We start from the raw sequence: 23009 nt of genomic DNA on the forward strand, positions 1-23009 counted from the left end.
TTGTATAAAAGAAGATTCAAAATAGAAAAAGCAAATGCATGGCTTGATAGCTTCAAAGCTTTATTAGTAAGATTTGAGACTTTGAATATTACTTGCACAAATCTACATTATCTCGCTTTCTCTATCTTGTTTCTCAGAAAAATAAAAGTTTAAACAGGTTTATTACCTAAAAATATTATAAAATCTAATAATTCAGAAATTAATTTTATTATCTGAAAACTTTATCTTTAAACTCTATTAAAAACTAAAAATTATGAAAAAACTTCTTTTATTAATTTTGTTTCCTATCCTGGGTGTTTCCCAGAACAAAAACGAGGCTGAAATAAAGGTTAATGAAGGCATTGCATTTCACGACGAAGGCAAATACAATAATGCTCTTGATAAGTATGAAGAAGCCCTTAAACTTGATGAAAATAATTTAATAGCAATTTCAGAAAAAGCAATGACTCTTGAAGCTTTAAAAAAATATGATGAAGCCATCGAACTATGTAAACTTGCAATAAGCATTTACCCCAAAGAAGATATAAAAACGATATATATTACTTATGGAAACAGTCTTGATCATTCTAAAAGAACAAAGGAAGCATTAAAAATTTATGATGAAGGAATAAAAAAATATCCGAATTATTATCAATTATATTTTAATAAAGCAATTACTTTAGTTAACGAGAAGCAAATTGAAAAATCATTAGAATTATTTCAAAAATCAGCAACGCTTAATCCAAATCATCCTGGAACTTTGAATGCCTTAGCCGCCTTAAACCGTGACAAGAGAATTATATCTATTTTAGCTTCATTAAGATATCTTACTGTTGATAATAAAACTTCCCGTGCAAAAGGAAACTTAGATTCTGTAATAGATTTAATGCAACAGGGAGCTACTCAAACTGATGATAAAAACATCACATTGGCTATTGACCCCAAAGCAATGGAAGATGCAGGCAAAAAAAAGAAAGGTATCAATAATTTCTCTACGGTGGATATGGTTTTGTCAATGACTGCAGCTTTAGATTTTGACGAGAAAAACAAAAATAAAACACAGTGCGAAAAAGCTATCGATAAATTTGAAAGTATTTTTACCGTTCTAAAAGAAGGACAAAAAGATAACAAAGGTTTTTATTGGGAATTTTTAGCTCCTTATTTTATTGAGTTGAAAGATAAAAATTTAATTGAGCCTTTTGCATATATTGCCTTTCTTCCTTCTCAAGCGGAAGATGTAAAAAAGTATCATCAAGACAACGCTAATGAGATCCAACGTTTTTATGTGTGGAATAAAAACTATGTGTGGAAATAATTTTCATTATTAAATTATATAAAAATGGAACAAATAAAATATGATACTATTTACAGAAGATTTTTTGCAAAAATTATTGACTACATTATATTATTGATTGTTGGTTATGTCTTAACAATCTTTCTTCCACCAACAACCTATTCTTTTGATTTTGATAATACAAAAATTCCACAAATCACCGATCCGGCATTAAATTTCTGGACCAATTATGGTGATTTAGTACTATCAACAATTTTAATAATTTATTTTGTAGTCTTTCATGTATTTGGCGGACAGACCCTTGGAAAAATGATAACTGGTGTAAAAGTTTGGGATATTAGTGAAAATAAAAAAATAACTCTAAAACAATCATTTTTGAGAAGTTTCCCTGATATTTCTTTTGCTTTAATTACTTTTTTATTTAGCTATGAATACCTTCCATTGGCGTTAATATGTCTTTGGAATATAGCAAACTTAATTCAGGTATTTCCAGATAAAAAACATAGAACCATAAATGATTTAATTGCAAAATCTATCGTTTTAAGAACGTCGGATAATAATATTAAAAATTAAGTTTTATCATCTTAAAACAAAAAAGAGAAACCTCACAGTTTCTCTTTTTCTATATCACTCTATCCGAATTTTTTTTTCTTAACCAGAAGAACAATCCTCGTAAAACCTTCAACTCATTAGAATTTCCAACGAGAAAAAATCATTCAAACTTTTCAAAAGACAGGCATTAAAGGAGACACCATTTCTTAAAAAATATTCTATCTATAAATTTGTATCTTTGATTTAAAATATCAAAAAGATGGACTTACAAACCCGAAAATTAAATTTGATAACCTATCTTGCTCAGCTTCAAGACGAAAGTTTTTTTGAGAAAATAGAGAATTATATTCTAACTAAATTTGAAAAAGAAGATCATTCTGAATTTGTACCATTTAATACTGAAGCTTTAGTAGAGCGAATAGAAAAATCTGAAGAAGATTTTAAGAATGGAAATTTTATGACTCAGGAAGATTTAGAAAACCAATCTGCAAATTGGTAAACCATGAAAATTGTCTGGACAGATTTTGCAATTAAAAATTTAAAAAGTATTTTCGATTATTATGTTACAAATTCAAATCGAAAAGTTGCTCATAAAATAAGAAAACAAATCCTTGATTCTACAAAACAATTAGTAAAAAACCCGGAATCGGGGCAGTTGGAATTATATCTTAAAAAATTAAATCTAAATCATCGATATATTCTAATTAAAAATTACAAGATAATCTACCGAATTCTCCATTATCAAATCGTAATCAGTGATATTTTTGATGTAAGACAAAATCCGATTAAAATGAATGACGAAGATCGTAATAAATGATAATAATAAAAAAGAGAAACCTCACAGTTTCTCTTTTTCTATATCATTCTATCCGAATTTCTTTTTTCTTAACCAGAAGAATAATCCTCCTAAAAGTCCGATGATTGCTAATGGCAGAAATAAATTCAGGTATTGCCAGTTTGTTCTTTCATCGGCGATTCTGTGACGATCGAGAAGACGCTCTTCGATGTTTCTGTTTCTCAGTTCCATCAGATTGCTGTCATCAAGAAGATAATCTAAAGCATTTCTAAGGAATTGTTCGTTACCAAACTGTTCGTCAGTCAGCATATCCACTCCCAAAGGTAATGCTTGACCTTTAATGATTTTATTTCTTCCCACATCACCATCTGCAATCACAATCATTTTATTTTCAGGGCTTGATGCCTTAAATCCTGGATAAGATTTTCTTTCGATTCTTGAAGCATAAGCAGAATTAAATTTTCCTTCTAAAGCAACAGCAAAAATTTTCGGTGTGCTTGGTTTTTCCATTTGTCCGAGGCTGTCTACGCTGGAAATTTCTTTTAGCTCAACATAATTCGGAACCTGCTTCAGTAAAGTTCTTTCACTAGATTCAAATAAAACATGAGTTTTAAATTTTCTTCCACCTAAAGTATCAATTGATGTAGGAAATTCAAGTTTTACAGGATTGATATTTTTTGTGATCGGATGATCGTGTTCTGCAATTCCCAAAGGAAAATATGGCCATGGAAGACTTGTATATTGTGCGTTTCCTCCTACTTCACCGGTAACCAGTTTTAAAAGTGCATATTTCTTCACATCTTTTACCAAAGCCGGATTGATTCTTAACCCGTAATTAAAGAAAAAATCGGTCATATTAATATCAACCGGGAAAGGCATTACTTTTTTAGATCTCGTCAAAGTATCCATTTCAGCATTTACGGCATCGATCATCCAAAGTGTTTTTCCGCCGTTCATGATGTACTGATCCAGAATTACTTTTTCACCGTCTGTAAAAGCTTTTCTTGGCTTTGCAATTACCAAAGCGCTCATTTGTTTTAGTAAAGGAACGTCTGCCTGAGTAATTTCTACATTATTTTTAGGAACAATCGGTCCTGCATCATAACTTTCTAAGGCAAGATTCATAAATCCTTCAAATTCACGAGGATTCAGCTCATCCTGATTCACAAGAATTCCTATTTTTTTTCTTTTATCTGAAGCAACTGCTTTGATGTTTGAAACTAAATTATATTCTAAGTTTTCAATCGACTTTCTCAACTGTTCTTCTGCATTGATATTCGACTGCTGAATCACCAAAGGAATAGAAACTCCTCTCTGGTTATACTTTACAACGGCATAAGGAAACAGATAAATTTGCGTCGTTTTTCCATCTTTATTATCAGGAAGAACGGAAGGCTGCATTCCCATTGCCATCAAAGTGTCCTGTGACATTTTTGTTTTGATGGGATCGATGAATTTAAAATCTATTTTAGGATTGATCTTTCTGAATTCTTCGAGCATAAACTTAGTTTCACTCTGCAACTGTTTAAAGCTTGCCGGAAAATCTCCTTCCAGGTAAACATCTACCGTTAAAGGTTTTTTAACCGATTCTAAAACTTTAATTGTGCTATCTGAAAGCGTGTATCTTTTTTCTTTGGTTAAATCTAATCTGATGCCCGAAAATGCAAGAATTAATGCAACAGCAAAAGTTCCAATCAATAAAATGGCAAACGGAGATTTTAGGTTGATCTTCTTCATGTTTTTACTTCTTTTTATTGATAAAATGATTAGACAATGTTAACGTAAGACCGATGATGAAAACAAAATAGGCAACATCTTTAAAATCGATAAGACCTCTTGTAAAGCCTAAGAAATGCTGATAAAAACCTATATTCTGCAAAATAAAATCTGCTCCGCCCAACAATTTATAACTTGCCAGTTGCTCGATTCCGAAATACATGATGAAACACATGAAAACGCCCAACAGATAAGCCATGATCTGGTTTTGAGAAAGCGAAGAAGCTAAAATTCCAACTCCTGAAAATGCTGCAATCAAAATAATTAAACCAAAATAGCTTCCGAAAGTCATTCCCATATCGATGTTTCCTTCAGGAACTCCCAAAACATAAACCGTATAAAAATAAATTACCGAAGGAATCAGACATAAAATCCCGACCACCCAAACGGAAAGAAATTTCCCTGAAACCAAATCTGAAACTTTCAGAGGCTGAGAAAACAACCAGTTTAAAGTTCCCGTTTGCTGTTCTTCCGCAAAAGTTTTCATCGACAACGCCGGAATGATAAACATCAGTAACCAAGGTACCAAAACGAAATAACTTTGTAAAGACGCCATTCCGATGTCGAAAATATTAGAATCATTTTCGAAGAAAAACAGAAACAAAGTCGTTATCAGACTGAATGCCGCAATGATGATCCACGCGCTCCAGTTGCCAAAATAACTCCAAAGTTCTTTTTTTAAAATTGCAAACATGTTTTTTATTTAGGTTTTAGGTTATAGGAATTGGGTTTTAGATAATTGGCGTTACATTAACTCACAATTGACCATTCACTATTAACGTTATTAATTTTTACTTGGCTCTTTTTACTTTTTACTTTTCCCTTTCTTATTCACGAGCTTCACCGTCATCATAATTAAGAATACCAGAACGAAAAATCCTACGATTAATTGCCACCAATATTCAATAACCTGATATTTTAAAATAACGGTAAACACGACCAAAAATAAAATAAATGTGGCAATTTCGTTAGCCTGCCTTAGTTTTAAATTGGCTGTTTCTAAAGTATTTCCGTTGAGCTCTACTAATTTTTTCACTTTTTTCCAGCACCAGTAATGGTAAATGGCCAATCCGATCAGGAAAGTTAGTTTTAAATGAAACCACGGCATTTTCATTAAACCAGAATTCAAAAAGATCATAACCAAACCACAAACTGCCATTATTACTCCGGCAGGAACGGTGATAATATTCCATAATCTTCGAGCCATAAACGTGTATTGCTCTCGTAAAATCGTCTTTTTTTCGTTTGAAAAAGCATCGGTATCTTTATAGTACACGAAAATTCTTACGAGATAAAAAATTCCCGCAAAATAACTGACCATAAAAATAATGTGTAACGCTTTTATTATTGTGTAAAGCATTTTAAATCAATAATTATTTTATATGAATAATCTTACAATTTCTATCAAAGTTTTTCAAATAATCAAAGAATAAACTCTTTTCCTTTTTTAATCGAAAATAACCTGAAAATATAATAAATCCTAGGATAGCTAGATAAATGGGTATCAAATAATAATTTCCATCGTAACTTTTAATTATAAGAAGTAATATAAAGCTTAAAAAAACTAAATAAAGCAATACTTCATAATATTCAAATCCAACAGATAATTCAAAACTTTCCTCATTATCTCTATTCAAAATGAAATTTCCTTTGAAAGTTGGTGAGTCACTTCCTCCCATCAATTTTATTTTAAATTCATTTTCACTTATTTTTCCAGTAAAGCTTTTACCAAAATAATTGGAAAAACCTTGAAATATATCTTTTTCAATATTTTCTAAAACCTCACGTTTTGGCTTAGAAAATTCTAATATATATCTTGATTTAAAAAACATTTAAGTGAAAATTAAGCGCAAATATAATGATTTTGTTACTCAACTTAAGCTAAAAAGCATTATCAATATTATACCTAAAAATTTATTTAAGATTTGTTGAAAATTCAGGTTTCAGAAAGGTTATTTATTAAAAGAAACACTGTCGATTTTTTTACCATCGGTATATTTCTTTATGTACTTCATCTTTCCGTTTTCATTGTAAAACTTCCAATCTCCGAAATAATACCAATGGCGCTCGTTTTCTGAAATATCAAGTTTTGTTTGTCCTCGCTCCATAATATTTCCATTTCGATGATAAACGAACACTTTGGTTTTCTTTCTTCCAATTTTTTCTTTTTGATACAATTTATCCCCTACAAATGTTTTCCAAACACCCACTTTTTCACCTTTCTTATATTTTCCTATAGCAATCAAAGTTCCTTCTTCGGTAGGATATTCTTCTTTCCATTTTCCGTGTCGTTTCTGAACTTTATCAGAAATCTTAATGTATTGATTGGTTTTGGTTTGGCAAGAAGCGAAAGCAAAAATTGACAGCAGGGTTAGTAAGAAATTTTTAAACATAAAAAAACAGAATTTCAGTAAATATAGAAATTCTGTTTTTATTCTACAATTGTAGAAGGATTTATTTTTTTAAGAAATTACTCTACCTTAGTAATTATAGATTCATCAATTTTTAAAATGACTTTCTTTGCGCCTAAATGGGTATAATATTTCTCCAACTTATTTAGGTGATCTTCACTCGTTTCTCTCCCTTTTACATGAAGACTGTAATCGCTCCAAATGCGTATCAGATATAAATCTTTAACTAAAACTCTGTAGTTTGACTGCTCAAAAGTCTGTGCCAGATAAGCATCAAGATCCTTTTTATTCGCAAATTCATTGATAACAACACCTCCGTCGCTTCCTTTGGGATTGTCATAAATAAAAGTATACATTTTTTTGATCAGAAAAGAATTTTCTCTGTAGTCAAGTTTTGAAATAATATCGGGATTGTCTGTCACAAAAGGATTTTGAACAATCCCGATATTTTTCATTTCCTGATTTATTTTTGCCGGCTTCATTCCCTGCAGCTCAACGTTTTTAAGATCAAGTTCCATAATATTTTGTGAAAAAATAGTTTGGAAACTAATAAAACCAATAAGAAGCAGAATTTTTTTCATGAGCCAAATATTAAATCAGTTATATCTTTAAGAAATTACTCCTAATTCTTTTCCTACTTTTTCAAAAGCAGCAATTGCTTTATCTAAATGCTCTCTTGTATGTGCTGCAGATAGCTGAACTCTAATTCTTGCTTTCTCTTTCGGAACTACCGGATAGAAGAAACCAATTACATAAATCCCTTCATCCATAAGTTTTTCTGCCATTTTCTGAGCCAATTTAGCATCGTATAACATTACAGGAACAATCGCAGCATCTCCATCAGGAATATCGAAACCTTTTGCTTTCATCTCCGTTCTGAAATATTCTGCATTTTTCATTACCGTATCACGAAGTGAAGTGTCGTCAGAAATCATTTCTAAAACTTTTAAAGCTGCACCCACAATTCCAGGAGCCAAAGAGTTTGAGAATAAATAAGGTCTAGAACGCTGTCTCAGCATATCAATAATCTCTTTTTTACCGGAAGTAAATCCGCCTAAAGCACCACCCAAAGCTTTTCCTAAAGTAGAAGTGATAATATCTACTCTACCCATTACTTCGTTAGCTTCATGCGTTCCACGACCTGTTTTTCCGATGAAACCAGTAGCATGAGAATCATCCACCATTACCAAAGCATCATATTTATCGGCAAGATCACAAACCCCTTTTAGGTCTGCAACAATTCCGTCCATTGAGAAAACTCCATCTGTAACGATAATTTTAAATCTGTGATTTTTTTCAGAAGCAGCAATCAACTGAGCTTCCAAATCTGCCATATTATTGTTTTTGTAACGGTATCTTGCTGCTTTACAAAGACGAACTCCGTCAATAATTGAAGCATGATTCAGTTCATCCGAAATAATCGCATCTTCTTCTGTAAACAAAGGTTCGAAAACTCCACCGTTTGCATCAAAACATGCTGCATAAAGAATCGTATCTTCAAGACCTAAAAATTCAGCAATTTTCTCTTCCAACTGCTTGTGAATATCCTGAGTTCCACAGATAAAACGTACCGAAGACATTCCGTAACCGTGAGAACCAATCATATCTTGTGAAGCCTTCATTACTTCAGGATGATTTGACAATCCTAAATAGTTGTTGGCACAAAAGTTCAAAAGCTTCTTTCCATTGGCTTCAATTTCTGCACTTTGCTGAGAAGTGATGATTCTTTCTTTTTTAAAAAGACCATCATTTTCGATATTTTTCAGCTCGTTCTGTAGATTTTCAAGATATTTTCCGGAGATCATTATATTTAAATTTTAGTTGCGCTAATTTAATAAAAACGTATTAAAGAAAATAAGTTTCGACGCCTTTATTGTTTTTTTCGGTTATTAATCATTTAAGCTATCATCAAAAGAGCTATTTCACATCATTAGCTTACCATCAAAAGCAAGAAACAAAAAAAGCTTTCACGAATGAAAGCTTTAAAGTACAAAAACGATTTGCAATTATTTTTTTACTTCAATTTTTTTATAAACAATTCCTTGTAAAGATTTTACACGATCAGTACATTCATCGGAAATATGGGTCATCACCAAATTTTCACCAATTACATCACACTTGTATTTACCTTTTGCTCCTACATTACAAGGTGTTCCACCTGAATTTTTCACAATATTGATTTCGCCATTACTTAATGTGTAATTCATAGTTTCGATTACTTTATTATCGAGCAGTACATCAATTTTATCTTTAGAGAATTTTAAATCAATCTCTGCTTCGTGCGGGATTTTTGCCAATCCTTTCCATTGTGTGTCTAATAAAGGATTGTCTGATTTTTTAGATTCACATGATGTGAGATTAAACATTAAAAATGTCAATAAAAGAAAATTGAAAAAGAATAAATTTGTTTTCATAAGTATTAATTATTTTGTTTATAAACAAATATACATTGAAAATCAATACAATAATTTATTTTTTATTCTTTCACAAATTTTAAATTAGAATTTAAAATTTTAATAAAATAAACCCCTTTCTGCAGCAGAGATACATCTATTTTTTTCTCTGTTTTCCCTTTTTTCACCAACCTTCCATCAGCTGTAAAAATATCATAGCCTGTTTCTTTTTTTAATCCCGAAACAAATAATTCATCTTTTACAGGGTTTGGATAAATGCTAAACTCATCAGTTTTAAAATCTGCTGTACTCAAAGTATTGTCCTGAGAAACTGTTGAGTTTTTTTCTAGCATTTGATATTCATAATTAAATTGAACACTCGCAATCGGGAAACTTACAGCTTCTGTAAAATATTGATTATTTGAGGTATTATTTAGAGCGAAAAAAGCAGTCTGCCCCCCAGTTCCCGTCACTTTTATCGGCAATGGCATTTCAAAAAAACTAACCGATGCATGGCTCTGCGTTTGTGATGCTTTAAAAGTTACTTGATTTCCTACTTGTCTCCATCTGATATCATAAGTAGGATATCCTTGTCCGTAAATCCAGTCATTAAAAAATTCTGTGAAATCTTTTCCGGTAGAAATTAGTAAAGAAGCATTCAAATCGGCAGTTCTTGCATAGCTATAAGCCAGGTTCGGTCTTGCATGATAGTCTTTCAATGCCTGATAAAACGCTGTATCTCCCAAAACCCATTTCATCATTCTTACCACATAACCACCTTTCGAATACGATAATCTTCCACTGAAAATAGAATTAATGTTCCCTAAGCTACTGTCCGCAACGTAAACACTTCCGCCAGCAATACTGGTAATATAATTTTTTTCACCTAAAAGATAATTGAGAAAGTCGGTATTATTCATAATCAACTTTTCGTAGGCAAGATGTTCTCCAAAAGTGGCAAAACCTTCATTCAGCCAGATGTCATTCCATGCGCCACAAGTTACTTTATCACCAAACCACTGGTGCGCCAACTCATGAGCAATTAATTGTTTACTCCAAGATCCCATCGAAGACATGGTTTGATGTTCCATACCTCCACCCGCTTCAAATTCCATATGCCCGTACTTTTCATTACGGAAAGGATAAGCTCCGAAATAATTTTCAAAAGTATTCATTACCGTTTTCGTCCATTCTATGTTTGCCATACTTGTTGCATTTGCATTAGTTGACGGATAAATATAATTTACAAAAGGAAAAGGTGGATTTCCCATTGTATCATTTAGCTTTACAAAATTTGTAATTGAAAGGGCTATTAAATAAGCAGCAGTAGGATATTGAGTTCTCCAAAAAGTACGTTTTGAGCCATTTCCTAAAACAGTTTCAGACATCAATTTCCCATTGGCAGCAACATTATATTGAGTTGGAGTCGTCACTTTGATATCAAATCTTTCAATTTTATCATTTAAACTTTGCTTTGTAGGAAACCAATCTTGTGCTCCATAAGGCTCATTTAAGGTAGAAAGAATAGGTGTTCCGCCTTGAGAGCCATTAAAAAATGCGTTGTTTGTTGTATCAGGAGCTCCGCTGTAATTAATTGTAAGAGAATCTAAAACATTCGCAGGTAAAGAAGCTGTAAAGTTTATTTTTAGTTCTTTAGTTGATAATTGCTGAAAAGTAAGATTTTGACCATGATAATTTACCTGAGAAACAGTAAGGTTATTATTAAGATCAAAATAAATCGTATTCAATGCTTGTGAAGGCTTAAAATGTGATGTTACCGACCCTGAAATATTATAAGCTGAAGGATTGACAGATACATCCATCCTCTGATACTGCAAATTGTAATTTAACGTATTGGGATTGGTATTTCCTGCAGCCATTTTAGCCGCATAAGATTTCATTTCTTTATTTAATAAACCTTTTTTTTCTACGTTCTCATTTTGGTTTTGAGCCGATAAAGTATGAATAGCAAAGATGCTTATACATAAAAGGTAAAATTTTCTCATAGTCAAATAATTAGGGATTAAAGATAAAAAAAACCTTTCAATCAACGATTAAAAGGTTTGTATATGAAATTAATAATTTTTATAAGTCTAAAGTCGGTTTAAGAATTGTTTCCATTTTGCTTTTTACCTGACCTACTGAGCCTGCATAATTATTTACCATCAAAGAGAAAACAAGCGTTCTTCCTGAGTTGGTTTTTAAATATCCAGCTAAAGTTTTCACTTTATTTAAAGTTCCTGTTTTTGCAAAAACCTGTCCGTTTCCTTCACCTAAAAACATGCTTTTAAGCGTACCAGACTGTCCACCAATCGGAAGAGAATTAAAATATGTTTTGTAAAATTTCTCGTCCATTAAAGAACTAAGGTATTTTACCTGCGAAATCGGAGTTACTTTATTGCTTCTAGACAAACCGCTTCCATCCATATAGTTTAATCCTTCTACATCAAATGCGATATCTTTTAAATGCTCATTTACCACTACTCTTCCAGATTCTGAAGTCTGATCTCCCATTTTCTGGAAACCAACCGTTTTTAGCAAAGCTTCCGCTAAAGAATTATCACTTCTCTGATTAGTATAATAAATAATATCACCCAAAGTAGGAGATTTGTAAGCTGCAATCATTTTTCTAACTTCCGGAGATGCATCGGTCATTTTAGGAGTTACTTTTCCGGTAACCGCTACTCCACTTTTCACTAAACTTGCTCTGAATGAATTGGCAAGGAAAGCCGGAGCATCCGGTAATTTTGTAGTTAATGTTCCGTTTCCGTCATACTTTTCAGCATATACCATTTTATTAACATAAGGCGAAACATAGAAAAACTTCTTATCAGCTGCAGGATTCATTGATTTTTTTACAATAAGTCTTTCATTGGCAGGATTAATCTCTTTTGTAGTACCAACAGGAAGATAGTAATTATTGTTTTCTAGCCAAACAACATTTTCCGGAAGTGCCGAAATGTTACCTTTGAAAAGCGCTGTCTGAATAACAATATCACCATTTACCTTTTTGATTCCTTCACGAGCCATTCCGCCTGCAAAATCTGAAACGATATCTTTGTAAGACCAAGCTCCTGCTTTATTGGTTCCCAACGAAGGGTCACCACTTCCTACAATATAAAGATTACCGTTTAAAGTTCCATTCTCATCAATTTCTCCTGAGTATTCCAACTGCGTCATCCAACGGTAGTTTTCACCCAACATGCTCATTGCAGTTTCGGTAGTCAACAGCTTCGTTGTAGAAGCGGGAACAAGCGGAGTATTTTCGTTGTACGAAGAAATTATTTTCTTCGTTTTCGGGTCGTAGACTACAAATCCCCAAGTTGCGTTTTTCAGCACGGGATCAGTCATCATTGTGTTTACACTGATGTCTACAAGTTCTTTTGGCGACAAAATAGCTTTTTCCACATACGCAGCAAGCGATGGAAGGTTTAAGCTTGTTTTATTGTCGTAATTTTGAGAGTAAAGAACTGTAGAAACGGTCGATTGTGCAAATAAAAAACCAGCAGCTAAGACCGTAACACCTGAAATATATTTTCTGAAATTTACCATCTAATTTTTCTTTTTGTATATATTTTGGATTAAATAAAAAACGATTAGTTAAATCATTTATCACATCCCAAACATATAGTCAACGTTCAAATGTAGAAATTATTATGGTATGGTGGTTAAGTAGACTATAATAAAAGGCTATAAATTATGTTAAAGTTTGTTAAAAATCTACAAAAACATCTTTTTTAATGCTTTGATAAGCAGTGATTTCATCAAATTCTTTTAAACTTAACAAAACTAAACTTTTAAATTTTTCATAATTTTTGCCTCGCGGAAGTTTAAGTAAAACCTGAAACTGATACAAATTATTCAGTCTCGCAATCTGTGCTCTTTCAGGGCCTAAAATACAATCTTCAGGAAGATATTTTCTTAACACTGAACCTAAAAACTGCGAAGCACGATCCACTTTTTCATCTCTTCGATGTTTAAGCTCAATCATAATCAGCTTTGTAAAAGGCGGATAATTAAATTTTTGGCGTTCGGTAAGGAAATATTTATAGATCTTAGAAATATTATTCATTTTTATCAGCTGAAAAACAGAATGATCAGGATTAAAAGTCTGAATTAAAACTCGACCTTTCCCGGAAACTCTTCCCGCTCTTCCGGAAACCTGTGTAATCAGTTGATACGCTCTTTCTTCTGCTCTGAAATCCTGCACATACAGCATAGAATCAGCTTTTGGAATCGCAACCAATTCGATATGATCAAAATCCAGACCTTTTGAAATCATTTGAGTTCCAACAACAATATCAGTTTCTCTGTCTTCTATTTTTTCGTATAATTTTTCGTAGGCAAATTTCTTTCTCATAGAGTCAACATCCATTCTGTCGACTTCATTGTCAGGAAAAATTTTAGAAATTTCTTCATGAATCTGCTCAACTCCTACTCCTTTTTCATTAAGGTTTTCAGAATAGCATTTTGGGCAGGTTTTCGGTTTAGAAGCTCTCTGTCCGCAATAATGGCATTTCATTTCGTGAGCAGCTTTGTGATACGTCATCACGACATCACAATTTGAGCAATAATTCACATAACCGCAAGATTCGCATTCCAAAACACTGGCGTAACCACGACGATTATGAAGAATCATCGTCTGGTTTTTTTCTTCTAAAGTTTTTTTAATTTCTTCAATTAATTTTAGCGAAAAATTTCCGGAAACTTTTTTAGAATCCTGAGCCTCTTTAAAATTAATTAATTCAAACTCCGGAAGCTTTACATTCCCGAATCTTTCATTCAGAAAAATATATTTCATCTTCTCTTTTCGGGCTAAATAATAGCTTTCAACAGAAGGCGTTGCCGAACCTAAAATTACGTTTGCTCCATAGAAATTAGCCAAAACCAAAGCAGCATCTTTTGCATTAAAAAACGGAGAAGCTTCTCTTGGTTTATATCCCGAATCGTGCTCTTCATCCACCACAATTAATCCTAAATTCTGGTAGGGTAAGAACAGTGAATTTCTTGTCGCAATAAGGACTTTAACATCATTGTTTTTTATTCTTCGCCAAATTTCGACCTTTTCAAAATCGGTCAATTTCTGGTGATAAAAGCCTAATTGCCTTCCGTATTTTTTTTCTAATCTCTGAGTGATTTGTTTCGTTAAAGAAATTTCAGGAAGCAAAAACAAAACATTCTTCCCTTCCGCAATACATTCTTCTATTTTCTCTAAATAAATATGTGTTTTTCCGGACGAAGTTACGCCATGAAGCAATACATTTCTACCTTCTTCAAATGCTTCATCCACTTCTATTTTTGCAGCTTTTTGTACTTCGGTAAGTTCTTCAACCTCTTCAATTTCTCCTTCATAGCTTTCAATTCGGTCTTTCTGCATGTAATATTCTTCCACCAGACCTTTATCTGCCAAAGATTTAAAATGCGAACTCGCAAAATAGCCATCCTCAAACAACTCTGATTTTTTGATATGCAAATCAGGATTTTCGGTCTGCTTTTCTAAAATATGCAGGAAAAGATCTTTCTGTTTTTGGGCTCTTTTTAAGCTTAAAAGAATCTCGGTAAGATTGTTATTTTTTAAAACCTCATCAGTGATTTTTACATAAGCAACTTCTTTCGCTTTGTATTTTTCAGCAATCTTTTCGTCGATCTCAATATATTGTAAATCGATCAGCGAGTTGATGGTTTTAATAATATCTTTTTTCGGAATAAACGCTTCAATATCCGTTAAATTGATCAACTGACGAACTTCCAATGCCTGAATAAGGTACATTTCATTCACATCCAGATTTTCAAACTCAACGGTAATATTGGGTTTTAATTTTAGATAGGTTTCACTTTCTAACTTTAAAGAAGACGGAAAAGCAAACCTGTAAATTTCTCCCAAATTGCACAGATAATAATCTGAAAGCCATTTCCAAAATTTGATCTGTTGTGATGGCAGAATCGGCTGTTCATCTAAAATACTGATGACTTCCTTTGCTACAAACTGAGTAGGCTCTTCGTCATGAAATTCAAAAACAATTCCGGTGTAGATTTTTTTTCCTCCAAAAGGAACCAAAACTCTCATTCCGAGTTGAATTGTTAATTGTATTTCTTCCGGAACTTTGTATGTAAAAGTTCCTTTCAGATTGAGCGGTAAAATAATTTGAGCGTATTGCAAGGGAATAATTAAAGTGTAAAATTAGATTTTTATTCAGAGAAGTGCAATTTTTTATACTTTTATAGTCCAATCAGATTCAATTAAACTAAAACTATCATGAAAAAATTCTTATCTCTATTCATTTTATTATTTATAATCACGATAAATGCACAAGAAAGAGTTTTAATAAAGAAATCAGAAATAACCATTCCTATTGGTAAAAAAATTATTTTAAAACCTGAATTTAAAAAAAATAAAATTATAAACTTCGAGCTGGTTTCCGAAGAAAACATTACTGAGAAAAAAGATATGTTTGATATGCTCAAAAATTTCAAAAGAGATGAGACTAAGGATAATAGTATTGAGTTTACCTTTTCTGAATCTGAAATGATGGGAAATTCTATTTTCACCCTTTTAAATATTCAAAAAACAGGTAAGACGATGAATTTTAAAGCAAAAATTAAACTAAAAGGCACAACCATTTATCAATCAACCTCTATTATGCCAAGCTCAAGTAATGCCGCTTCTGTAGAGCAGTGGAGAGACAATATAGATTCTATTTTTTTGTATGATTTTGAATTAATAAATTAGAAAATCAATTCAATAATCTGATACCAAATTGCCGAAGTAATAAATCCAACAAGGATACTGAATCCGATAATCAAATTCGTCAGCTTTGTATTAAGTTTAAATTGTTCGGCAATAATACTTGCCGTAACTACAGTCGGCATTGCAGCTTCAAAGACAGAAATTTTCGCAACATTACCTTTAATTCCGAGTAATAAAGCTAAACCTAAAATCATTATCGGAGCTAAAATTAATTTATAAAACATAGAAGCTGAAATCTGTGGCAACAATTTTTTCCAACCATTAAATTTCAACTGCAATCCAACAGAAAACAAAACTAGCGGACTTACAGTCGCAGCCAATTTATCAAAAAGTGGCTCTGCAAAAGTAAAATCGATGAATTGAGATAAAATCAATGCGGCAATACAACCGATCAACGGCGGAAAAGTAACCAATCTTTTCAGAATAAAAATGGCACTCACTTTTCCGGATTTGCTTCCACCTTTTACCGCAGCGATAATTCCTAATGTGGAAAGTGCAAAAAACATCGTCTGGTCACAGATTATCGCAATACTTAAAAGACTTTCGCCATAAAAAGCTGAAATTAAAGGAAACCCAATGAATGAAGTGTTACTATAGCCACTTGCCAGTTCCAATGTACTTCTCGATCTTCTGGAGTATCCTTTTTGTCTGCTGTAAAACATCATAAAAAAGAAACATCCTATCGCAATCACAAAGGTAGAAAGTATCGGAAAAAGCATTTCTGCAGACCACTGAACTTTTGGTAAATATTTAAAAGAAACCGCAGGAAGTGCTAAATAAAGAATCCAGGTATTGATGCCTTTGTGTGCGTCGGGATGAATAGATTTTGTTTGTTTGAAAATCATTCCTGCCAAAATACAGACCGCGATTAAAACAAAATTTACCATATTTTTTTAAACTTTACTTCTTTTACTTTTGTCTTCATACAAAAGTAACAAAAAATCAAGACTGGAAACTCCGACTTAATTTTCACATTAATTAAACCTGTTAAACTCTGCTAAAATTAAAACGCAGATATCCATAATATAAATTTCTAATTCAAAAAAACTTTATCTTTGCGACTATGATTTTACGAGGAGAAAACTTAATCAAAGAATACGGTCCCAAAAAAGTTGTAAAAGGCGTTTCTGTACAGGTTCAACAGGGGGAAATTGTAGGTTTATTGGGTCCGAACGGAGCCGGAAAAACCACTTCATTTTACATGATCGTAGGTTTGGTAAAGCCTACTTCAGGAAAAATTTTCCTCGACAAACAGGAAATTACCTCAGACGCGATGTATCGCCGTGCTCAAAAAGGTATCGGTTATCTTGCGCAGGAAGCATCAATTTTCAGAAAACTTTCTGTAGAAGATAATATTCTTGGTGTTTTACAGCTTACTAAACTTTCAAAAAGAGAACAGCAGATAAAATGCGACGAGCTGATCGAGGAATTTTCTTTGCAGCACGTTCGTAAAAACAGAGGAGATCTTCTTTCCGGAGGGGAAAGACGTAGAACTGAGATTGCAAGATGTTTGGCAACAGACCCTAGTTTCATTCTTTTGGATGAACCTTTTGCGGGAGTTGACCCGATTGCCGTGGAAGATATTCAGAAAATTGTAAGAAGTTTGACTGACAAAAACATCGGAATCTTAATTACCGATCACAACGTACAGCAAACTTTGGCGATTACCAACAAAACATATATTATGTTTGAAGGAAAGATTCTGAAAGAAGGTCTTCCTGAAGATTTGGCAAACGATCCGCAAGTAAGAGAGGCATATTTAGGAGAAAACTTCGTTTACCAAAGTATTTTCGACAAGCCGAGTAAGAAAAGTTATGCTTACAATATCTGGGCAGGAAATTTTGATTCTAAATCGCAGATGCAATCTTTTGTCGACGAAAACTTTGCACAGTTTGATGACCTTCGATTGATGCATGGATTTGAAGATATCAGTTTTGCATCTTTAGGAAATTCAGAAATTGAACATATTTTCAGTGATGTAGTTGACAAAAATGCCAACAACTCTTTTGTTTTCCAGAAAAAGGAGATCAATTCAAACTATTCTTTGGAACAGGCTGAAGCAGATTCTAAAGCAGCCAGTAAATCTGAATTGCATTATCTGACTACTTATGTTTTTGAGGGATAAATCTTAATTTATTATAAATGTTTTTTAAAAATTTATTCAAAAATAAAACGCCTAATGTTTATTCTAAAACAGATAGGTTGCCAAAAATTGAATATTTTGAAAAATATCAGATTAAAGAATTATTCACTCTATTGCATCAAGCCGAAGAATTACTGGAAGAAATTTCCATTGAAAATTCAAATAATGATTTATTAAATTTCAAAAAACTTTTTATAGAAGAAGTTTATGAATTGGAAAGTGATAATATAGCTGATTTTACAAATATTTGGAATTGGTTTCAAACTAATAAAGAATGGAGTCAATTTACAGGTTTGAAAGGTGAAAAAATTGGTGTTAAGATTTTACATATTACAACCAAATGGAAAATTGATGATGATTTCATTCCGGGATTTAAAATTTCATTAGAAAATGAATATGGGGTTATTCTCGAAAAACAAAAAGAAAATAATTTTGGAATCATTAGATGGGATACTCCAAAAGAAGTTGATGAAGAAGATTGGATTGGAATGTTTGAAACTTTTAAAAAGATGGGAGGAAAAATTATTGATCAAAATCATCAGTTTAAATATATTAATGATGATGGAAGTTTAAAGAATCAAATTTAAAACAAATAAATTATTTGCTAAAAAACATAATAAAACGTACCTTTTCTCTCAGAAACGGTACGTTTTTCTTTTAAACCAAATCATGGCAAAACCTTTTAACAGAACAGTGACTTTATTTGGAATTTACAAACAGTTGATTCCATTTATAAAGCCTTACCGACCGATGATTTACGGAACTTTGTTTCTTACTTTTCTCGGTGCTTTGGCAGCCCAAGTGAATCCTTTAGTTTTAAAATATACGGTGGATGAAGTGACAAAACTGACGCATCTTCCGCATCCGATGAGTGAAGGAGTTCATATTTTGATTATCATTTCGATTATTTTATTAGGAAAAGAATTGCTGAATATTTTCATCAATTTCGGACAGAAATTTTATGGTGAAAAAATCAGAATTAATGTAAGTTCGGTTTTAGCACAATCAGCAATCGACAAAATTCTTACGTATCGAGTTGCTTATTTTAATGATGAAAATCACGAATCGGGAAAACTTCAAATCAGAATCGATCGTGGAATTGAAAGCTTAACAAGACTTGTTCAAAACTTCTTTATCGATATGCTTCCGCTATTTTCAAATGCATTTATTGCGCTGATTATTATGTACATGCAAAATGTTTACGTGGGTCTTGTTTCAACGATCATTGTTCCTATTTATTTTTATATCAGTTCGTTACAGGCAAAAAAATTAGGCGGAGTAAGACGAACTTTGAGAAATCAGCGTGAACAGAAAACTTCGGGACTTTTAAATTTAATTAATTCCATCATGGTAATTAAAAGTTTTGTCCGTGAAAAATTTGAAGGCAAAAAACAGTACGATCTACAGATGCAATTGATGGACAGCCAAATGTTTACCCGAAAAACCAACTTTATTTATGACGGTTTAAAAACTTTTATCGAGCAATTTGGAGTGGTTTTAATTATTCTTTTGACCGTTTATTTGGTTTTAGATCAGCAAATGACGATTGGTGCTATTATGCTTCACATCATGCTTTTCAACAATGTTTCTTCGCCCATCAGACAGCTTCACAGAATTTATGATGATATGAATGATGCAATGATTTATGCCGAAGGTTATTTTGATATTTTAAATGCCGACAATGAAGTCGAGCCGAACGGAACTTTTGTGGAAAATAAGATCACAGGTAATTTTGAATTAAGAAATGTTAATTTCACCTATCCCAACGGAACAAAAGCACTGAACGATGTTTCAATGACGATTGAAAACGGAAAAACTACCGCATTAGTCGGATTAAGTGGAGCCGGAAAATCAACCATCATCAATCTTCTCTGCAAATTTTATCTTCCTGATTCGGGAGAAATTATTTTAGATAAAGTTGATTTAACGAATTATAACAACACTTTTTTACGGGATGATCTGGGATTGGTTTTGCAGAAGAACCATATTTTCCAGGGAAGTATTGAAGACAACATTCGCTATGGAAACATGAATGCAAGTTTTGAAGAAATTGAAGAAGCGGCTAAAAAAGCCTATCTCCACGAGCAGATTTTAGATCTTCCGGAAAAATATAAACACGATGCAACTCAGCTTTCTGGCGGACAACAACAAAGAATTGCCATTGCCAGATTATTTTTGAAAAATCCACCCATTATTTTTCTTGACGAGCCGACTGCAAGTTTGGATGCAATTGCCACCGAACAGATTAAAAATTCTCTGGATGCCATTAAAGCAGGAAGAACCGTTGTGATTATTTCACACTCCCTTTCACAGATTTTAGATTCAGATAAAATTTATGTTATGAAAAAAGGTCATGTCGTAGAAAGTGGAACGCATGATGAATTGGTGCAAATGAACGGAACTTACAGAGAAATTTTTGATGCTTCTGCAAGAAGTTTGAATTTGGATAAATTGGTGAATACGTTTAAAAATTAATGTAACAATTTAGCAGTTTATCAATTATGTAATGCAAATACTCTAAACGCAAAGATTTAATAAAAAAGTGAAATTTTAAGGAGGAAAGATGGCGACATGTTGCTGATGAAGCTTGAAAAGAAACATTCGCTTAAAATCAATTTATTGATTATTCTTTGCAAATTAAATAATGTGTGGAAAAAAATAAAACCCTTGCGTTTAAAAATTTTTAGATTCCATTAAATTTGTATCTCTACAAAAACCAACATATAATTTTCCATGTCAACTTTCAACCAAAAATGAATGACCATTATCTAAAAAAACTCGACCGAGTAACGGCTATTCTCACACAACTGCAATCAAAACCGATTGTAAGAGCTCAGGATTTAGCAAAAAAATTTGATGTCAGCATAAGAACGATTTACCGTGATGTAAAAACGTTGGAAAATGCCGGTATTCCTATTATTGGTGAAGCAGGAAGCGGATATTCTCTGATGGATGGCTACAAACTTCCGCCTGTGATGTTTACTAAACAGGAAGTTTTGAGTTTTATCACTGCTGAAAAGTTAATGCAGAAATTTTCGCATGAAAGTTTGGGAAATCATTATCAAACGGCGATGGAAAAACTGCGTTCTGTTTTGAAACATTCAGACAAAAATTTAATTCAGAATATTGAAAATCAGATTGATATTTATAATTACAATCCAAAAACAGAGGATACGATAAAAAACATTATCCCAACAATTCTGGAAAGTATTGCCGAAAAACATCAGATTCTAATTGGATATAAAACCGTTGATGATAAAATTTCTACGAGAACCATAGAAGTTGTGGGTGTTTTTTTTGAGTTTCACTATTGGTATATCATCGCTTATTGCACGTTGAGAAATGATTACAGACAGTTTAGAGTAGACCGTATTTTAAGCATTGTAAAAACTCAAAATCCTTACTTGCAGGAATATGGGCAAATCAATGATTACAGAAAAACTCCGAACGGAAATAAAACCATCGTCAAGCTTTTAGTCGACAAAAAAATTACAGGACATTTGAATAATTCAAAAATTTATTACGGATTAATCGAAGAAAAAGAAACCGATAAAGGAATCGAAATGACCTTTGAAACCGAATGGATCAATGAAGGATTTCCACGTTGGCTGATTACCTTTGGAGATTACGCCGAGATTCTGGAACCCGAATTTCTAAAAACAACGATGAAAGATTTAATTCAAAAAATTTCAAAAATAATTTAGACATAATGAAGCTGTTAATTTTACGATGCCTATTGCTCGCTGCAATCACTTATTCTACTACAATTAATGCATGTTCCGCTTTTTTACTCAAAGGAAAAGATCATTGTGTGATTGGTTTTAATGAAAACTGGAAAACAATGCCCGGAATGATCGTTGTCAACAAACGCGATATTGCGAAAAGAAATATAAGCTGGGAAAATCTGACGACAGAAAATTTAAATTCAAAAAAAACATGGACTTCCAAATACGGTTCTGTAACATTCAATCTTTTAGGTTACGATTTCCCTTGTTACGGGGTCAATGAAAAAGGGCTGTTTCTGGTGGAACTATATCTTGAAGAAACAACAAAAGTTAATAATCCCAAACAACCTGACCTATTTTGGGCACAATGGATTCAGTATCAGCTTGACAATTATAAATCGGTAAAAGAAGTGGTAGATCATTTAAATGACGGGCCGAATATCGATTGGTGGCCGAATGCAGCAGGAAGTCATTTTTTCTTAACCGATGCAAAAGGAAATACGGCAACCATTGCTTTATTGGATGGAAAATATAAAGTGCTCACCGATAAAGATATGCCGATGCCACTTTTATGCAACAATCAGTATAAAAAAGATTTAGAAGCCACGCAAAAATATGATTTTCTTGGCGGTACCGAAAAATATGATTTTACACAACGAAAAAACTGGGAAGATCGCTACAGCAGAGCTTTTTATATGCTAAAAAACTATAAATACGACCAAAAACCTGTAGATTATGCGTGGAGTATTCTCAATTCGGTCTACGCCGGAGAATGGCAAACCGTGATTGATGTGAAAAATATGAATCTGTATTTCCGTTCTGATCTGAAACAAGAAATTAAATCAATCAACATCAAAGAGCTTGATTTTTCTAAAAACGCTGATGTTAAATTTTTGGATATCCATACGGATCATTTAGGAAAAGTTAATCAAAATTTTCAACCTTTAACACTAAAGAAAAATAATGAATATGTTGAAAAAGGTTTCCCGATCGGTTATGATAACAAAGATTTTGGAACCTCAGAAATGTTTGTAACCCTTAAAGAAAACATTAAAAAATTCTTCAGATCTGTCTTACCTGATTAAATATTTCAATTTGTCAGTTCGATTTCTATGACATTTGCAAGTTGTTTTCATACACAGAATTGTTTTTAATTAAAGCATAAACTCTGTGTATGATTTTATTTCTAATC

General features: G+C 32.5%; 21 protein-coding genes and 1 pseudogene. 10 read left to right on the plus strand and 12 right to left on the minus strand.

Features of this window, described 5'->3' with window-relative positions:
* The first annotated feature begins 253 nt into the window (after positions 1-253).
* The 4 genes from B5X64_RS20945 to B5X64_RS20960 all read left to right on the plus strand — a co-directional run bounded on the left by B5X64_RS20945 (position 254) and on the right by B5X64_RS20960 (position 2642).
* Positions 254-1294 (plus strand): tetratricopeptide repeat protein, encoded by a 1041-nt coding sequence (locus B5X64_RS20945; RefSeq protein ID WP_079467075.1) that lies wholly within the window; start codon positions 254-256, stop codon positions 1292-1294.
* 24 nt (positions 1295-1318) lie between these two features.
* Positions 1319-1846, plus strand: coding sequence for an RDD family protein (locus B5X64_RS20950; protein WP_079467076.1), 528 nt, complete (start codon positions 1319-1321; stop codon positions 1844-1846).
* A 238-nt stretch (positions 1847-2084) separates the two neighbouring features.
* Positions 2085-2324 (plus strand): hypothetical protein, encoded by a 240-nt coding sequence (locus B5X64_RS20955; RefSeq protein ID WP_079467077.1) that lies wholly within the window; start codon positions 2085-2087, stop codon positions 2322-2324.
* Between the two features lie 3 nt (positions 2325-2327).
* A complete protein-coding gene (locus tag B5X64_RS20960; protein WP_079467078.1) occupies positions 2328-2642 on the plus strand; it encodes a type II toxin-antitoxin system RelE/ParE family toxin in 315 nt (104 codons plus the stop codon).
* Between the two features lie 48 nt (positions 2643-2690).
* On the opposite strand, the gene gldG is transcribed toward B5X64_RS20960, so the two are convergent.
* The 11 genes from gldG to priA form a co-directional block, all read right to left on the minus strand.
* Positions 2691-4358, minus strand: a complete 1668-nt coding sequence (gene gldG, locus B5X64_RS20965) for a gliding motility-associated ABC transporter substrate-binding protein GldG (protein WP_079467079.1) — start codon at positions 4356-4358, stop codon at positions 2691-2693.
* 4 nt (positions 4359-4362) lie between these two features.
* The gene (locus B5X64_RS20970) at positions 4363-5091 is read right to left on the minus strand and encodes an ABC transporter permease subunit (protein WP_079467080.1); all 729 of its coding nucleotides are present in this window, start codon (positions 5089-5091) and stop codon (positions 4363-4365) included.
* Positions 5092-5202: 111 nt separating this feature from the next.
* Positions 5203-5757 carry a CopD family protein gene (locus B5X64_RS20975; protein ID WP_079467081.1) on the minus strand — a complete coding sequence of 185 codons (555 nt, stop codon included), beginning with the start codon at positions 5755-5757 and terminating at the stop codon, positions 5203-5205.
* 13 nt (positions 5758-5770) lie between these two features.
* Positions 5771-6229: a hypothetical protein gene (locus tag B5X64_RS20980; protein ID WP_079467082.1), complete on the minus strand. Its 459-nt coding sequence runs from the start codon at positions 6227-6229 to the stop codon at positions 5771-5773.
* Between the two features lie 120 nt (positions 6230-6349).
* Positions 6350-6790 carry a toxin-antitoxin system YwqK family antitoxin gene (locus B5X64_RS20985; RefSeq protein WP_079467083.1) on the minus strand — a complete coding sequence of 147 codons (441 nt, stop codon included), beginning with the start codon at positions 6788-6790 and terminating at the stop codon, positions 6350-6352.
* A gap of 77 nt (positions 6791-6867) precedes the next feature.
* Complete coding sequence (locus B5X64_RS20990) at positions 6868-7389, minus strand: hypothetical protein (protein ID WP_079467084.1); 522 nt, start codon at positions 7387-7389, stop codon at positions 6868-6870.
* A gap of 27 nt (positions 7390-7416) precedes the next feature.
* Complete coding sequence (kbl, locus tag B5X64_RS20995) at positions 7417-8613, minus strand: glycine C-acetyltransferase (RefSeq protein WP_079467085.1); 1197 nt, start codon at positions 8611-8613, stop codon at positions 7417-7419.
* A 201-nt stretch (positions 8614-8814) separates the two neighbouring features.
* A complete protein-coding gene (locus B5X64_RS21000; RefSeq protein WP_079467086.1) occupies positions 8815-9222 on the minus strand; it encodes a hypothetical protein in 408 nt (135 codons plus the stop codon).
* A 62-nt stretch (positions 9223-9284) separates the two neighbouring features.
* On the minus strand, positions 9285-11207 hold the full coding sequence (locus B5X64_RS21005) for a M1 family metallopeptidase (RefSeq protein WP_079467087.1): 1923 nt from the start codon (positions 11205-11207) through the stop codon (positions 9285-9287).
* Between the two features lie 79 nt (positions 11208-11286).
* Positions 11287-12753, minus strand: coding sequence for a D-alanyl-D-alanine carboxypeptidase/D-alanyl-D-alanine endopeptidase (gene dacB, locus B5X64_RS21010; RefSeq protein ID WP_079467088.1), 1467 nt, complete (start codon positions 12751-12753; stop codon positions 11287-11289).
* 160 nt (positions 12754-12913) lie between these two features.
* Positions 12914-15361, minus strand: a complete 2448-nt coding sequence (priA, locus tag B5X64_RS21015; RefSeq protein ID WP_079467089.1) for a replication restart helicase PriA — start codon at positions 15359-15361, stop codon at positions 12914-12916.
* A gap of 96 nt (positions 15362-15457) precedes the next feature.
* On the opposite strand from priA, the gene B5X64_RS21020 reads away from it, so the two are divergent.
* Complete coding sequence (locus B5X64_RS21020; protein WP_066679529.1) at positions 15458-15931, plus strand: hypothetical protein; 474 nt, start codon at positions 15458-15460, stop codon at positions 15929-15931.
* Here B5X64_RS21020 and B5X64_RS21025 read toward each other — a convergent pair.
* A complete protein-coding gene (locus tag B5X64_RS21025) occupies positions 15928-16836 on the minus strand; it encodes an AEC family transporter (RefSeq protein WP_066679528.1) in 909 nt (302 codons plus the stop codon). The genes B5X64_RS21020 and B5X64_RS21025 overlap by 4 nt on opposite strands.
* A 176-nt stretch (positions 16837-17012) precedes the next feature.
* Between B5X64_RS21025 and lptB the strand changes: the two are divergent.
* The 5 genes and pseudogenes from lptB to B5X64_RS21050 form a co-directional block, all read left to right on the plus strand.
* Positions 17013-17738, plus strand: a pseudogene (gene lptB / locus B5X64_RS21030) (LPS export ABC transporter ATP-binding protein); the annotation flags it as partial.
* A gap of 353 nt (positions 17739-18091) precedes the next feature.
* On the plus strand, positions 18092-18679 hold the full coding sequence (locus B5X64_RS21035) for a hypothetical protein (RefSeq protein ID WP_079467091.1): 588 nt from the start codon (positions 18092-18094) through the stop codon (positions 18677-18679).
* Between the two features lie 163 nt (positions 18680-18842).
* Positions 18843-20567: an ABC transporter ATP-binding protein gene (locus tag B5X64_RS21040; protein ID WP_079467094.1), complete on the plus strand. Its 1725-nt coding sequence runs from the start codon at positions 18843-18845 to the stop codon at positions 20565-20567.
* Positions 20568-20845: 278 nt separating this feature from the next.
* Entirely contained in the window at positions 20846-21796 is a 951-nt protein-coding gene (locus tag B5X64_RS21045) for a helix-turn-helix transcriptional regulator (RefSeq protein WP_079467092.1), read from the plus strand.
* Positions 21797-21801: 5 nt separating this feature from the next.
* The gene (locus tag B5X64_RS21050; protein ID WP_123920916.1) at positions 21802-22902 is read left to right on the plus strand and encodes a linear amide C-N hydrolase; all 1101 of its coding nucleotides are present in this window, start codon (positions 21802-21804) and stop codon (positions 22900-22902) included.
* The last annotated feature ends 107 nt before the right edge of the window (positions 22903-23009 follow it).

The organism is Chryseobacterium balustinum (assembly GCF_900168205.1).
GTDB classification, from domain to species: Bacteria; Bacteroidota; Bacteroidia; order Flavobacteriales; family Weeksellaceae; genus Chryseobacterium; species Chryseobacterium balustinum.

Excerpts from the sequence above, each read along its gene's own strand:
- B5X64_RS20990 (WP_079467084.1), bottom strand. The coding sequence starts at position 7,389 with ATGAAAAAAATTCTGCTTCTTATTGGTTTTATTAGTTTCCAAACTATT.
- B5X64_RS21020 (WP_066679529.1), top strand. The coding sequence starts at position 15,458 with ATGAAAAAATTCTTATCTCTATTCATTTTATTATTTATAATCACGATA.
- B5X64_RS21025 (WP_066679528.1), bottom strand. The coding sequence starts at position 16,836 with ATGGTAAATTTTGTTTTAATCGCGGTCTGTATTTTGGCAGGAATGATT.
- B5X64_RS21040 (WP_079467094.1), top strand. The coding sequence starts at position 18,843 with ATGATTTACGGAACTTTGTTTCTTACTTTTCTCGGTGCTTTGGCAGCC.
- B5X64_RS20950 (WP_079467076.1), top strand. The coding sequence starts at position 1,319 with ATGGAACAAATAAAATATGATACTATTTACAGAAGATTTTTTGCAAAA.
- B5X64_RS21045 (WP_079467092.1), top strand. The coding sequence starts at position 20,846 with ATGAATGACCATTATCTAAAAAAACTCGACCGAGTAACGGCTATTCTC.
- dacB (WP_079467088.1), bottom strand. The coding sequence starts at position 12,753 with ATGGTAAATTTCAGAAAATATATTTCAGGTGTTACGGTCTTAGCTGCT.
- kbl (WP_079467085.1), bottom strand. The coding sequence starts at position 8,613 with ATGATCTCCGGAAAATATCTTGAAAATCTACAGAACGAGCTGAAAAAT.
- B5X64_RS21005 (WP_079467087.1), bottom strand. The coding sequence starts at position 11,207 with ATGAGAAAATTTTACCTTTTATGTATAAGCATCTTTGCTATTCATACT.
- B5X64_RS20970 (WP_079467080.1), bottom strand. The coding sequence starts at position 5,091 with ATGTTTGCAATTTTAAAAAAAGAACTTTGGAGTTATTTTGGCAACTGG.
- B5X64_RS20985 (WP_079467083.1), bottom strand. The coding sequence starts at position 6,790 with ATGTTTAAAAATTTCTTACTAACCCTGCTGTCAATTTTTGCTTTCGCT.
- gldG (WP_079467079.1), bottom strand. The coding sequence starts at position 4,358 with ATGAAGAAGATCAACCTAAAATCTCCGTTTGCCATTTTATTGATTGGA.
- B5X64_RS21050 (WP_123920916.1), top strand. The coding sequence starts at position 21,802 with ATGAAGCTGTTAATTTTACGATGCCTATTGCTCGCTGCAATCACTTAT.
- B5X64_RS21035 (WP_079467091.1), top strand. The coding sequence starts at position 18,092 with ATGTTTTTTAAAAATTTATTCAAAAATAAAACGCCTAATGTTTATTCT.
- B5X64_RS21000 (WP_079467086.1), bottom strand. The coding sequence starts at position 9,222 with ATGAAAACAAATTTATTCTTTTTCAATTTTCTTTTATTGACATTTTTA.
- B5X64_RS20945 (WP_079467075.1), top strand. The coding sequence starts at position 254 with ATGAAAAAACTTCTTTTATTAATTTTGTTTCCTATCCTGGGTGTTTCC.
- B5X64_RS20955 (WP_079467077.1), top strand. The coding sequence starts at position 2,085 with ATGGACTTACAAACCCGAAAATTAAATTTGATAACCTATCTTGCTCAG.
- B5X64_RS20960 (WP_079467078.1), top strand. The coding sequence starts at position 2,328 with ATGAAAATTGTCTGGACAGATTTTGCAATTAAAAATTTAAAAAGTATT.
- B5X64_RS20975 (WP_079467081.1), bottom strand. The coding sequence starts at position 5,757 with ATGCTTTACACAATAATAAAAGCGTTACACATTATTTTTATGGTCAGT.
- B5X64_RS20980 (WP_079467082.1), bottom strand. The coding sequence starts at position 6,229 with ATGTTTTTTAAATCAAGATATATATTAGAATTTTCTAAGCCAAAACGT.